General features: G+C 74.9%; 12 protein-coding genes. 5 read left to right on the top strand and 7 right to left on the bottom strand.

The genetic code is table 11. From position 1 onward, the window contains the following. Window positions 1-35: 35 nt before the first annotated feature. Window positions 36-1,472, bottom strand: coding sequence for a hypothetical protein (locus ACGF5O_RS35045; protein ID WP_393813925.1), 1,437 nt, complete (start codon window positions 1,470-1,472; stop codon window positions 36-38). Window positions 1,473-1,682: 210 nt separating this feature from the next. On the opposite strand from ACGF5O_RS35045, the gene ACGF5O_RS35040 reads away from it, so the two are divergent. From ACGF5O_RS35040 to ACGF5O_RS35025, 4 genes are all read left to right on the top strand, one after another. Further along, on the top strand, window positions 1,683-2,189 hold the full coding sequence (locus tag ACGF5O_RS35040) for a SigE family RNA polymerase sigma factor (RefSeq protein ID WP_393813924.1): 507 nt from the start codon (window positions 1,683-1,685) through the stop codon (window positions 2,187-2,189). 10 nt (window positions 2,190-2,199) lie between these two features. Beyond that, the gene (locus tag ACGF5O_RS35035) at window positions 2,200-2,757 is read left to right on the top strand and encodes a hypothetical protein (RefSeq protein ID WP_393813923.1); all 558 of its coding nucleotides are present in this window, start codon (window positions 2,200-2,202) and stop codon (window positions 2,755-2,757) included. A 117-nt stretch (window positions 2,758-2,874) separates the two neighbouring features. Further along, complete coding sequence (locus tag ACGF5O_RS35030; RefSeq protein ID WP_393813922.1) at window positions 2,875-4,038, top strand: dolichyl-phosphate beta-glucosyltransferase; 1,164 nt, start codon at window positions 2,875-2,877, stop codon at window positions 4,036-4,038. Then, the gene (locus ACGF5O_RS35025; protein WP_393813921.1) at window positions 4,035-5,291 is read left to right on the top strand and encodes a hypothetical protein; all 1,257 of its coding nucleotides are present in this window, start codon (window positions 4,035-4,037) and stop codon (window positions 5,289-5,291) included. Before ACGF5O_RS35030 ends, ACGF5O_RS35025 begins: the two co-directional genes overlap by 4 nt. A gap of 29 nt (window positions 5,292-5,320) precedes the next feature. On the opposite strand, the gene ACGF5O_RS35020 is transcribed toward ACGF5O_RS35025, so the two are convergent. Beyond that, window positions 5,321-6,121, bottom strand: coding sequence for an SAM-dependent methyltransferase (locus ACGF5O_RS35020; protein ID WP_393813920.1), 801 nt, complete (start codon window positions 6,119-6,121; stop codon window positions 5,321-5,323). A 204-nt stretch (window positions 6,122-6,325) separates the two neighbouring features. Here ACGF5O_RS35020 and ACGF5O_RS35015 point away from each other — a divergent pair, with 204 nt between their 5' ends. Then, on the top strand, window positions 6,326-6,715 hold the full coding sequence (locus ACGF5O_RS35015) for a cold shock domain-containing protein (protein ID WP_391380116.1): 390 nt from the start codon (window positions 6,326-6,328) through the stop codon (window positions 6,713-6,715). A gap of 25 nt (window positions 6,716-6,740) precedes the next feature. Here ACGF5O_RS35015 and ACGF5O_RS35010 read toward each other — a convergent pair whose 3' ends face one another. From ACGF5O_RS35010 to ACGF5O_RS34990, 5 genes are read right to left on the bottom strand one after another with little or no spacing between them, the layout of a single operon-like run. Continuing rightward, window positions 6,741-7,517, bottom strand: a complete 777-nt coding sequence (locus tag ACGF5O_RS35010; protein ID WP_393813919.1) for an ABC transporter permease — start codon at window positions 7,515-7,517, stop codon at window positions 6,741-6,743. Further along, a complete protein-coding gene (locus tag ACGF5O_RS35005) occupies window positions 7,514-9,028 on the bottom strand; it encodes an ABC transporter permease subunit (RefSeq protein ID WP_393813918.1) in 1,515 nt (504 codons plus the stop codon). The genes ACGF5O_RS35010 and ACGF5O_RS35005 overlap by 4 nt, the downstream gene beginning before the upstream one ends. Beyond that, entirely contained in the window at window positions 9,025-9,957 is a 933-nt protein-coding gene (locus ACGF5O_RS35000) for an ATP-binding cassette domain-containing protein (protein ID WP_393813917.1), read from the bottom strand. The genes ACGF5O_RS35005 and ACGF5O_RS35000 overlap by 4 nt, the downstream gene beginning before the upstream one ends. A 35-nt stretch (window positions 9,958-9,992) precedes the next feature. After that, window positions 9,993-10,712: a response regulator gene (locus ACGF5O_RS34995; RefSeq protein WP_393813916.1), complete on the bottom strand. Its 720-nt coding sequence runs from the start codon at window positions 10,710-10,712 to the stop codon at window positions 9,993-9,995. Further along, the gene (locus tag ACGF5O_RS34990) at window positions 10,709-11,962 is read right to left on the bottom strand and encodes a sensor histidine kinase (protein ID WP_393813915.1); all 1,254 of its coding nucleotides are present in this window, start codon (window positions 11,960-11,962) and stop codon (window positions 10,709-10,711) included. Before ACGF5O_RS34990 ends, ACGF5O_RS34995 begins: the two co-directional genes overlap by 4 nt. Window positions 11,963-12,068 lie beyond the last annotated feature (106 nt).

The following is a 12,068-nucleotide window of genomic DNA, read 5'->3' as shown; positions in this document are numbered from 1 at the left end:
TCACCTGGGGGTGTGAGAGGGCAAGTGGGTGGGTGTCAGCGTCGGTTGGCGGAGCGTGGGCCCGGGCGCGGGTCGCGGGCGGACCGGTGCCGCCGCGTGCGGATGGGCCCGGGGCGGGATCCGACGAGGCCCGCCCGGTAGAGGCCGTACGCGATCCGGCGTCGCGCCGCCGCCTCCAGCGCGTCCTTCAACGGCCCGTCGCGCAGCACGGCTTCGGGCCCGAGCAGTCCTTCGACGACGGCCAGCGCGCCGGCGGTGTCCCCGTGGTCGAGGCGTTCACGGACGCCGGTGAGGCAGTCGGGGCGGCGGTGCGCGTCGTCGACGGCCCGCAGGCAGGGCAGCGGCGGACCGCCGAGCGCCACCAGGAGTTCCTCGCGCCGCAGTTCGTCCGGGGAGTGGTCGAGCGCGGACAGCACCCCGTCGACCAGGCCGATGCGGTGCGGGACGCCCCGGCACTCCACGACGCCCGGCTGCCGGGCCGGGTCGGGGTACGCGTCCCGGGCGGCCGACGCGTGCCCGGGGACGAGCGCCGCGGCCACCAGCGGATGCAGTCGGCCTGCGTCGACCAGCCCCGCGCGCAGCAGTTCCAGATCGGGGAGGACCCAGGTCGCCGCGTCGGGCAGCACGAGTCGGGCGCCGGCAGCGGCGTCCCGGTCGGTTGTGTGCCGGTCACCGGCGTCCCGGTCGACGGCGTCCCGGTCGACGGCGTGCCGCTCGGCGGGGTGCCGGTCAGCGGTCACGCTCCCGTCGGCCGCGAAGCGCAACACGAGCCGCTGCCCGCCGCCCAGGCGTACGACGACGGTGCCGCCGGCCCGCCCCTCGGCGCCCAGAACGATCCGCGCCTCGTCCGCCCACCGCTCCGTGGCACACAACTCTCCCTCAACGAGAGGGAGTCGGGAGCCGAACGAGAGCCGTTCACCGCCCGTCGGCCGGTCGGCGCCCGACCTGGTCCGCAGTTCGCCGGCGGCGGTCGCGTCCCACAGATGGCGGTGCAGGTCGAAGCGGAACCGCCGACTGGGGTGCGGATGCGGATGCCCCCGGGCGGCGGGGTCGCTCAGGGTGCCGTCCCACAGCGCGAGGCTGATCCGCTGTCCGGCGTCCGCCCAGGCGGGCGGCGTCCGGACCACGAGGCACAGGGGGCCTTCCCCGGTGTCGTAGCGGGCGAGCGGCATGGTCAGCCCCGGCCGCAGCAGCCCGTCGGGCGCGATCCTCGGCAGATGCCAGCGCAGCAGGTCGGGCGCCAGCCGGCGCAGGTCGGCGCGGATCCGGTCCCGGGCGTCCCGGCCCCGCGCACGGGCCAGTTCACGCAGGTCGAGGTCGACGTCGAAACCGGCGGCGGCACAGGCACCCGCCCAGTCCCCGGCGGTGCGGCGGGCGGTCGCGGTCTCGATCATGGCGGGCGGCACGGCGAACTCGCGCACGCGCCGCCACAGCGAAAGGCGGGTGTCCCCGTCCGTGAGGTGAGTGGCCATCAGCACTCACCTGGCGTGGACGGGACCCCCAATCTGACAGCAGAGTGAGTGGTCATCGCCGGGAGCATACGACGGCCCCGCCCCGGTCGGCCAGGCAATTACCGACCCGGCCCGCACGTGACGCGGATCACCCCCGACAGGTGCAGCGTTCCGCCGCCCCCAGGGCCTTTTCCCAGGTGTAGGCAGCCGGGGAGAGCGGGGACCGTGGGAATGGAGCAGGCTCGGGCCGGTGAGTACGACGAGTTCGTGGCGGCCCGCTGGTCGGGGCTGTTCCACCTGGCCCGTCTGCTCACCGGCGGCGATCGGCATCGGGCCGAGGATCTGTTGCAGGAGTCCTTGGTCCGGCTGTGGTTCGTCTGGCCGAAGATCGCCGACGAGGCGCCGGAGGCGTATGTCCGTAAGGTCCTGGCACGCGCGGCGGCCCGTTCGGCGCGCCGCCGGTGGTGGGGCGAGCGCCCCGTCGAGGAGCTGCCCGAGGTCGCGGCGGCCGGCGACATGTCGGCGCTCGTCGCCGAGCGTTCCCGGCTGGAGGCCGCGCTGGCGTTGCTGACTCCGCGTCAGCGGGCCGCGGTGGTCCTGCGCTACTACCAGGACCTGCCCGACCGGCAGGTCGCCGACGTACTGGGCTGCCCGGTGGGCACCGCCCGGTCGCACGCGGCGCGCGGGGTGGCCCGGTTGCGGGAGCTGCTGGCGGACGTCATCGAGCCGGTGGGGTGAGGGAGAGGCCATGGATCACTTCGAACGGCAGTTGACGCGGCTGATGGACGACGACCGGGAGACGGTGGCGTTCGAGCCCCGGCACCGGGACCGGCTGCGGGCCGGCGTGCAGGCGCGGCGGCGGGTCCGGGCGGCCCAGCGGGCGGCCGGCGGCGTCCTCGCCGCCGCGGGGCTCGGCCTGGGCCTGTTCCTGTGGCCCCACTCCGGCGTCCGCGGCGAGCCGAGCGCGCCGCAGCCCCGGCCCGCGACCAGTCCCACCACCGGTACGGCGCCGACGCCGAACGTCTCACCCAGCGCGCCGGCCTCCGGTGCCACGACCTCGGCGCCGCCGCCCGGGGACACCCCGTCGGCGACGATCGGGCGCACCGCCTCGTCCTCGCCGTCCTCGACCCCGACCTCGACCTCTTCCTCGACGGCGACCTCCACCCCGGACGCGGGCACGACGCAGAGTGCCACGCGCGGATCGTCCGGGAACTCGACCGTCACCACCTCCCCGCCGTCGGCACCCACGACCGAGGGTCCCGACCCGTCGAACAGCTCGTCGGCGACAGCGGGCTCGGCCGCCTAGCGGACAGCCGACCGCCGCCCGGCGACCCGCTGCCCGACGGCACTCCCAGTCCCCCACCCCACCACCGGGTGTGTCCTCGGCACGCCCCGAAATCGAGAACGAATGCGAAAAAACGCCATGAACCACCTCCAGGTCACCGTGCCCGTCCCGGCGCCGCCGCCTCCCGCGCACCGCGGCGAACCGGTCCTCGACCTGGCCGTACCGGTCTTCGACGAGGAGAAGGACCTGGAGCCCAGCGTGCGGCGGCTCCACGCCCATCTGCGGGAGACGTTCCCGTACCCCTTCCGGATCACCGTCGCCGACAACGCCAGCACCGACGCCACCCCGCTCATCGCGGCCCGGCTCGCCGCCGAACTGCCCGAGGTGGAATGGATACGGCTGGCCGAGAAGGGCCGCGGCCGCGCGCTGCGGGCCGCCTGGTCGGCGTCGTCGGCGCCGGTCGTGGGCTACCTCGACGTGGACCTGTCGACCGGGCTCACGGCGCTGCTGCCGCTCGTCGCCCCGCTGCTCTCGGGCCACTCCGACCTGGCCATCGGCACCCGGCTGGCGCCCGGCGCCCGGGTGGTGCGGGGCCCGAAGCGGGAGGCCGTCTCCCGCTGCTACAACGTCCTGCTGCGCTGCACCCTGTCCGTGGGGTTCTCGGACGCGCAGTGCGGGTTCAAGGCCGTACGACGGGACGCCGCCGCGCGGCTGCTGCCGCTCGTGCGGGACACCGGCTGGTTCTTCGACACCGAGCTGCTGGTGGTCGCGGAGCGGGCCGGGCTGCGGATCCACGAGGTGCCGGTCGACTGGGTGGACGACCCGGACAGCCGGGTCGCGCTGCTGTCCACGGCCCTCACCGATCTGCGCGGCATCGCGAGGGTCGGCCGGTCGCTGGCCCGGGGCACGCTGCCGTCGGGGCGGCCACCACGGTCGTACGCCGTCCCCGCCGCCGTGCTGGCGCTCGCCCACCTGCTGCTGTACGCGGCGCTGCGGCCGGCCGCCGCCGCCCAGGTGACCAACGCGCTCTCCCTGCTGGCCTGTTGGACCCTCGCCCAGCCGGTCCTCGGTCGCCGCCCGCGGTCCGCTGCGCCCGCCCTGACCACCCTGGGCGCCCTGGCCGCCCGGCTGGCCGTCACCGCCGGTTCGCTCGCCGTCCTGCGCCACACCGCCCCCGGCGCCGGTCTCCGCGCGGAACTCGGCGTGCTCGCCGCCGCCCACCTGTCCCTCGCCCTGTCCGTCGCCCTCGCCCGGTCGGCCGCGGGCGGGCGGCGCCGCCGGACGGAGCCCGCGCCCTCATGACCACGCCCCTGCGGAGCACGGCACCGCCCCCGCCCGCCGCCTCCGGGACCGCCGCCCCGGGCCCCGGACAGCGCCTGCGCGACACCGTCCGCCGCCACGGCCCGGTCCTCGCGATGTACGGCGTCCTGAAGCTCGTCGGCTTCGGCTCCTTCATGTACCTGCTGGACTCCGCCGGGGACTTCCGCAGGAAGAACCCCCGGTTCGGCGGCGGCGCGCACACCTGGGACGTGCTGGGTACCTGGGACGGCTGGTGGTACCAGCAGATCGCCCTGCACGGCTACCACCCCGCGCTCGTCCCGGTCCCCGGTGCCTCCGGGCTGATCACCCTCCAGGGCAACTCGGCCGCGTTCTTCCCGCTCTACCCGGCGCTGATGCGGGTGGCGATGGAGGTCACCGGACTCGGTCCGTTCGGCGCAGGGCTGCTGGTGTCGGTCCTGGCGTCGTTCGCCGCGGCGCTGGGGATCTGCGCCGTCGCCGCGTGGTTCGGCGGCCGGCGGGCGGGGCTGGCGGCGGCCGGGCTGTGGGCCGTGTGGCCGGGCTCCGGTGTGGAGTGGGCGGTCTACTCGGACTCGCTGTACGTGGCCCTGGCCGCCTGGGCGCTGTACGCCGTGCTGACCCGCCGCTGGCTGACGGCGGGGGTGCTGACGTTCGCGGCGGGGCTCAACCGGCCCACCGCGGCGGCCCTGGTCGCCGCGCTCGCCCTGGCCTCGCTCCTGGCGCTGCGCCGCCGCGAGGACGGCGTCGCCGGTCCGCTGACCGCGATGCTCGTGGCCCCGCTGGGTCTGCTCGGCTACCTGGGCTGGGTGGGCCACCGCATGGGCGACTACGGCGGCTACTTCGAGCTCCAGTCCGGCGCGTGGGGGCACGAGTTCGACTACGGCAGCCAGACCCTGGACGTCCTGACCTCCGTCCCGGTGGGTCACTTCGGCTACCTCTTCGCGCTCCCCTTCGCGGACGTCATCGGGGTCGGGGTGGTCCTGCTGGACCTCGCCCTGCTGCCGCTGCTGTTCCGGCTGCGGCCACCGGCGGTGCTCGTCGTGCACACGGTGCTCACCCTCGCCCTGGTGCTGGGCAGCCAGCAGTACTTCGCGAACGTCTCGCGCTATCTGCTGCCCGCCTTCCCGCTGTTCGTCCCCCTGGCGGTCGCACTGCGCCGGGTCGGCCTGCCCTGCCTGTGCGTTCTGCTGGGCATCGCCGCGCTGGCCTCCGGCTCGTACGCGGGCTACGCCCTGTTCGAGCTCGGAGTGCCCTGACGACGGCGCGATCCGCCGGGGACGGCGGCTCAGCCCTTCTTGAGAGCCACGCCGCCGTAGAAGCCGATCTCCTCGGAGCCGGCCGGCGGGGTGGTGTCCGGGCGCCAGAACGGGACCTGGGTCACGCCGGGTTCGACCAGCTCGAACCCCTCGAAGAACCGCTCGATCCGGGCCTTGGGGCGCAGGTTCATGGAGGCGGTCGCGTTGTTGTAGACGGCCTGGGCCTCGCTGCGGTCGTCGGCGAAGTCGTCGGTGGCGTGCGAGAGCACCAGGAAGCTGCCGGCCGGCAGCGCGTCGCGCAGGGTGGCCACGATCCGCTCGGGCTCCTCCTCGTCGCGGATGAAGTGCAGGATGGCGACGAGGAACAGCGCGACGGGCTCGCCGAAGTCGATGATCCTGCGGACCTCGGGGTGCTCCATGACGGACCGCGGGTCGCGCAGGTCGGCGAGGACGATGCTGGTGCTGCCCGCCCGGCTGAGCAGTGCGTCGCCGTGGGCCTTCACGATCGGGTCGTTGTCGACGTAGGCGACCCGGACGTCCGGCGCCAGCTCCTGGGCTATCTCGTGCACGTTCGGCGAGGTGGGCAGCCCGGTGCCGATGTCGAGGATCTGGCGGACGCCGTTGTCGATGACGTGCCGGACCGCGCGCTGCAGGAAGCCGCGGTTGGCCCGCACGGATATCCACACCTCGGGCGCGACGGAGGCGAGCTGGTCACCGGCCTTGCGGTCCACCTCGTAGTTGTCCTTGCCACCCAGCAGGTAGTCGTAGATCCGCGCGGGGTGCGGCTTGCTGGTGTCGATCTCCACGGACCCGTGGCCGTCCTGCGTCACGTGCGCTCCTCTCAACGGCCGTCCCGGCTCCCCTTGGCGCACCGACGGCTGGCGACAGCTTTCCATATCAACTTCTTTATCTGCGCACCGAGTTCCGCTCTCCGCGCCCCGGCCGGTGGGCCAGGTCGACCGACCGGGGCGGACTTGACTACCATCGGGTCCAGGTGTCCGGGCAGGTGGCCCGGTTTGGTTGGGGGTTTTCTCATGGTCAGTGGTCGTGTGGTGCGGTTCGACAGCTCGCGCGGTTACGGGTTCATCGCTCCGGACGGTGGTGGCGAGGACGTCTTCCTGCACGTGAACGACATGCAGATGTCGGAGTCGTACGTCCGCCCCGGCGTGGCGGTGGAGTTCGAGATCGAGGCCGGCGAGCGCGGCCCGAAGGCGTCCGGGGTCCGGCTGGCCCGGGGCGCCGAAGTCCGTACGCTCGGTCCGGACGACGACTCGCTGTGCGATCTGCTCAGCGCGGACGAATTCACTCGCGAGGTCACCGAGACGCTGCTGGCGTCGGCGCCCACGCTCACCGCCGAGGAGATCGTGCGGGTCCGCGGCGCGCTGGCCCAGTTCGCGAAGAACCACGGCTGGATCGAGGGCTGACCCACACCCAGGGCGGGCGGCCGGTTCACGCGTCGCGCGAGCACAGCAGCCGACCGCCCGCCGTGAGGGCGGCACCCGCCCACAGGGCCAGGACGCCCAGCCCCTGCCAGGGACCGATGGGCAGCCGACCGGTCCCGACGGTGGCCTGGACGGCCAGGCCGGCCGTCATCGGCGCGAACTGCTGGAGATGGCGCTGCCAGTCCGGGTCGGCCACGACGCGGGCGAGGATCGGGAGGACGAACAGCAGGGCCAGCACGATGCCGATCGCGGTGGCCGAGTCACGTACGACGAGGGCAACACCCAGGCTCAGCAGGCCGATCAGGGTCAGGTAGAGCACGGAACCCGCCGCGGCGCGCAGGGTGGACCCGTCGGTCAGGGACAAGGCCGGGTAGCCGTGTTCCGGGGTGAAGCCACGGCCCGGCGCGGCCAGTCGCCCGACCAGCAGCGTGCCGAGCACCGAGACCGTCGAGGCCGCCGCCGTCACGGCGGCGACCACCGCGGCCTTGGCGCACAGGACCGTCGGCCGTCGCGGGACCGCCGTGAGGGTCGTACGCATCATGCCGGTGCCGTACTCGTTGCCCACCGTCAGGACGGCGAGGACCGCGACCGCGACCTGCCCCGCCATCACCCCGGTCAGGCACAGCCGCACCGGGTCACCCCCGCAGCCGGCCGCGTCGCACCGGGAGGTCAGGGCCACCCCGGCACCCACCGCCACGGTCAGCACCAGCACGCCCAGCAGCAGCCCGAGGTTGCCGGCGTCGGTGCGCAGCTTCGTCCACTCCGCGTGCCCGGCGCGCCTCATGCGTCCCTCCGGCGCAGCAGCACGACGCCGGTGCCGAGCGCGACGGCCGCATAGCCGCACAGCACCGCGAATCCGGCCCAGGGCGAGAGCGGGAAGTAACCGGACGAGGGCGAGTAGTCGGTCACCACCTGCCCGTACCGTACGACGCTCTGCTGGACGGCGAACCCGGCGGCCGGAGTGACCCGCAGCAGCCACTCGGCAGCCCCGTCGGGCAGCACCGACGCCGTCGCGAGCAGGTAGGGCAGGACCGTGCCTGCGACCACCACGGTGATGGCGAGGGCGCCGCGTCGCAGGACCGCGCCGACGCCGAGGGCGAGGACCGCGGCGGCGGCGAGCAGCAGTCCGGTGCCGACGACGACCCGCACCTCGGTGCCGGCCGGCACGGTGAGCACCGGGAAGCCGCCGGCCCGTGAACGCCGTCCGCCGAGCGGCACCGTCACCGCGGCGGCGACCGTCCCGGCGAGGAAGGCCACCCCGCCCACCACGAGCGCCTTGGCCACGAGAACCCGGCCGCGGCGCGGGCTCGCGGCGAGGGTGAGGCCGATCAGTCCGCGCCGGTACTCGGCGGTGATGTACCCGGCGGCGACCACCACGACCACGACGAGCCCGGCGAACGCACCGACGAGGAAGTTCTCGACGGTCCGCACCCCGCTGCCGGCCGGGCCGCCGACGACCGGCGCGATGTCGCCGGCCCCGGTCACGGTGAAGCCGGAACCGGACCGGACGGCGGCCCCCTTCGTGCCCGTGGCGTAGCTGCCCGAGACCCCGGCGTCGTCGCCCACCTGCCGGTACCCCCAGCTACCCGCCGTCCAGGCCCCGTTCAGGGCGATCCGGTCGAAGGCCCCGGTGGCCACCGCGGGTGCGAGGCCGGAGCCGGTCCCGGTGGACTGCTCGGCCGCGGGCGCGGTCACGAACATCCCGGCCTGCACGGTGTCCGGGAGCCCGGCGAGCCGGGCGGTGCCGACCTCGCGCCACGCACGGCCGTCGGCCGACCCGTAGCCGGTCAGGACGTCGCCCGCGCGCCGCAGCCGGAGCCAGCGCGGCGACGAGGCGGAGACCGCGCCCCCCGCTCCGGCGACGTCGTGCGTGTAGTCGTACTGCATCCGCAGGCCGTGGCCGGCCGTGACCATGACCGCCGCGTAGGACGAGCCCTGCGTCAGGCCGTCCTTGACGAGGATCCCGGCCTTCGCCCAGGGTGCGAGGCCGGGTCTCGTGCGGCCGGGTCCGGTGGCGATCACGCCGGTGAGCGAGGTCACGGCGACGGTGATCGTGCCGTCGCCGGTCAGCGACCGGTGTACGAAGGAGAAGTCGTCGTTGACCGCTTCGCCGCCCGGGCCGACGGGCAGGGACGGGCCGGAGCCCTCGTTGCCGGCCGCGGTGGCGAGCAGCCCGACCAGGCAGAGGGCGAGGGCTGCGCCCACGCTGCTCACCCACCAGCCGCGCACGGTACGGAACTTGGTCCACTCGGCGTGCAGCACCGCCCCGAACGCGCCCAGACCGGACGTGGTCATCGGCCGGTCTCCTCGGGCAGGGTCCCGTGGTACTGGACGGTGTCGCGGGTCAGTTCCATGTACGCCTCCTCCAGCGAGGCGCGGTGCGCGGCCACCTCGGCGAACGGCACGCCGTGCCCGGCGAGCAGCGAGACGACCCGCTCGGCGGGCAGCCCGGTGACGGTGACCGTGCCGGGGGCCGTGGAGCTGACGGTGGCGCCGGCGCGGGCGAGCACGGTCATGGCGTCGGCGCGGGCGGAGGTGTGCAGCGTGACCTGTCCGCGGGAGACGGACTCCAGCAGCTCGCGCACGCTCATGTCGGCGACGACCCGGCCCCGGCCGACGACGATGACGTGGTCGGCGGTGTCCTGGAGTTCGCCCATGAGGTGGCTGGAGACCAGGACGGCGCGGCCCTCTCCGGCGAGGCCGGCGAGGAAGCCGCGCATCCACCGGAAGCCGTCCGGGTCGAGCCCGTTGAACGGTTCGTCCAGCATCACCGCGGGCGGGTCGCCGAGCAGGGCGGCCGCGATGCCGAGCCGCTGCCGCATGCCGAGCGAGAAGCCGCCCGCCCTGCGGTCGGCCGCGTCGCGGAGGCCGACCTGCCGGAGCACCTCCTCGACCCGTCCGGCGCGCAGTCCCTGGGAGTGCGCCAGCCAGAGCAGATGGTGGCGGGCGGTGCGGGCGGGCTGGACGGCGGCGGCGTCCAGCAGCGCCCCGATGTGGGTGAACGGGGTGCGCAGCTCCTGGTAGCGGCGGCCGCCGACGAGGGCGCTGCCCCGGTCGGGCCGGTCCAGGCCGAGGATCACCCGCATCGTCGTGGACTTGCCCGCCCCGTTCGGGCCCACGAATCCGGTGACCTGTCCGGGCCGGACCGTGAACTCCATCCCGTCCAGCGCCCGCACGCTCCCGAAACGCTTGCGTAAGTCCCTGACCTCGATCGTCGTCTCCATGACCGCCAGGCTAGGCAGCGCGGCGGCCGGATACGTCACCCCTCGGAGCCAGCTTTCGCATCCCTCGCACGGGGGACGACGAGTCCGGACTCGTAGGCGGCGACGACGGCCTGCGTGCGGTCGCGCAGGCCGAGTTTTGCGAGGATCCGGCTGACGTGCGTCTTGACCGTCTCCTCGCCGACGACGAGCCGGGCCGCGATCTCCGGGTTCGACAGGCCCTCCGCGACGAGCAGCAGCACCTCGGTCTCGCGGGCGGTGAGGGTGCCCAGCCGGGGCGGCGGGACACTCGCGGCGGCCCGGTCGGGCAGGCGGGCGAACTCGTCGATCAGCCGCCGGGTGATGGCGGGGGCGAGCAGCGCCTCCCCCGCGGCGACGACCCGTACCGCGTCGAAGAGCCGCTCGGCGGTGACCTCCTTGAGCAGGAAGCCGCTGGCGCCGGCGCGCAGGGCGTCGTAGACGTACTCGTCCAGGTCGAAGGTGGTGAGGATGAGGACCCGCGGCCCGCCGGCGGGCTCCCGTGCTGCGCGCAGCAGCCGGCGGGTGGCCTCGATGCCGTCCAGGCCCGGCATGCGGATGTCCATCAGGACGATGTCCGGGCCGGTCTCGCGGCACACGCCGACCGCTTCGGCACCGTCGGCGGCGGTGCCGACGACGGTGAAGTCGGGCTGGGAGTCCAGCAGCGCGGCGAAGCCGGTCCGGACGACCAGGTGGTCGTCGGCGATCACGACGCGGATCGGCGGGGTGGGGACGCTCATGCGCTGTCTTCCGTCCCGGCCTCGGGGTCGGCGCGCGGCGGCGCGGGAAAGCGGGCGGCCACCAGGAAGCCGCCGACGTCCGCCGGGCCGGTGCGGACGTCCCCGGCCACCGCCGCGGCCCGCTCGCGCATGCCCAGCAGGCCGTGTCCGTCCGTGGGCCGGCCGGTGGCCGGTCCTGGTCCGTTGTCGCGGACGCGCAGGTGCAGGCGGTCCGCGGCGTAGTGCAGCTCGACGTCCACGGCGGCGCCCCGGGCATGTCTGCGGGCGTTGGTGAGGGACTCCTGGACGATCCGGTAGGCGGCCAGTTCGACCCCGGGGTCGAGGGCTCGGGGAAAGCCGCTGAGGACCAGCCGGACCGACCCGCCGGAGGCCGAACGGGCCTCGTCGAGCAGTTCGTCGAGGTGCCGCAGGTCGGGCTGGGGGCCGCGTTCGGCGCCGGTCGCGGACCCGGTGTCCGTGCGCAGCACGCCGAGCAGCCTGCGCATCTCGGTGAGCGCGGCGCGTGCGGTGTCCCCGATGCCGAGGAGGCGTTCGGCGCCCTGGGCGGGCATGCCGGGGGTGGCCACCCGGGCGGTTTCCGCCTGTACGGCGATCATGGACAGGTGGTGGCCGACGACGTCGTGGAGTTCGCGGACGATCCGGGCCCGCTCGCCGCGCGCCGCGTTCTCCCACTCGGTCACGGCCATGACCCGGCGGGCGGCGGAGTGCGCACGGCGGTGCTCGGCGGCCCGCGCGGCGAGCCCGGCGCAGGCCGCGGCGGGCGCGAGCGCCGCGAGCAGCACCGTGCGCACGGCCAGGTCCGTGTCCGCGGCCGTGCCCGTGACCGTGGCGAGGGCCGACACGAGGAAGGGCGCGCCGAGCAGGAGCGCGAGGAGCGTGGCACCGGTGCGGGCCTGCCGGTACTGGGCGACGAGCTGGGCGGCGAGTCCCGCGGCCGTCAGGGTGTGCAGGAGCGTGAGCGAGCCGAGGTTGGCGGCGGTGACCGTGACGCCGGCCGTCAACGGGCGCAGGAACAGCGGTGGTAGCGCCGTAGCCAGGCACAACACCCCTAGGAGTAGGGCGAGTTGCACACGACCGGTGCCGCTGGAGGCGGCGGCGAACAGCCGGGGGACCGAGCCGTGGCCGGCGACGAACTCCACGAGGGATTCGGAGATCGCAAGGAACGCGAGCAACACCGCGCAGGCGTAAGGCCGTTGGGCGATCCGGCGGCGCAGCCGGCGCCAGGTGTCCCGCCATGCCCCCGCACGCATCACGCCGGCCAGTATGGCAGCACGCGAGCATGACGAGGGTCACACCTCCGTCGTCGAACTTCGGCGCCCGTCCCGCATCTGGTTCGCGTCGGTTCACGGGTGGCCG

The organism is Streptomyces sp. NPDC048291 (assembly GCF_043201715.1).
Lineage (GTDB): Bacteria > Actinomycetota > Actinomycetes > Streptomycetales > Streptomycetaceae > Streptomyces.
Note: the sequence above shows the minus strand (reverse complement) of the source record. Positions and strands in the feature narration are given on the sequence as shown.

Coding starts and splice junctions, on each gene's coding strand:
- ACGF5O_RS35045 (WP_393813925.1), bottom strand. CDS start 1,472: ATGGCCACTCACCTCACGGACGGGGACACCCGCCTTTCGCTGTGGCGG.
- ACGF5O_RS35040 (WP_393813924.1), top strand. CDS start 1,683: ATGGAGCAGGCTCGGGCCGGTGAGTACGACGAGTTCGTGGCGGCCCGC.
- ACGF5O_RS35035 (WP_393813923.1), top strand. CDS start 2,200: ATGGATCACTTCGAACGGCAGTTGACGCGGCTGATGGACGACGACCGG.
- ACGF5O_RS35030 (WP_393813922.1), top strand. CDS start 2,875: ATGAACCACCTCCAGGTCACCGTGCCCGTCCCGGCGCCGCCGCCTCCC.
- ACGF5O_RS35025 (WP_393813921.1), top strand. CDS start 4,035: ATGACCACGCCCCTGCGGAGCACGGCACCGCCCCCGCCCGCCGCCTCC.
- ACGF5O_RS35015 (WP_391380116.1), top strand. CDS start 6,326: ATGGTCAGTGGTCGTGTGGTGCGGTTCGACAGCTCGCGCGGTTACGGG.
- ACGF5O_RS35010 (WP_393813919.1), bottom strand. CDS start 7,517: ATGAGGCGCGCCGGGCACGCGGAGTGGACGAAGCTGCGCACCGACGCC.
- ACGF5O_RS35005 (WP_393813918.1), bottom strand. CDS start 9,028: ATGACCACGTCCGGTCTGGGCGCGTTCGGGGCGGTGCTGCACGCCGAG.
- ACGF5O_RS35000 (WP_393813917.1), bottom strand. CDS start 9,957: ATGGAGACGACGATCGAGGTCAGGGACTTACGCAAGCGTTTCGGGAGC.
- ACGF5O_RS34995 (WP_393813916.1), bottom strand. CDS start 10,712: ATGAGCGTCCCCACCCCGCCGATCCGCGTCGTGATCGCCGACGACCAC.
- ACGF5O_RS34990 (WP_393813915.1), bottom strand. CDS start 11,962: ATGCGTGCGGGGGCATGGCGGGACACCTGGCGCCGGCTGCGCCGCCGG.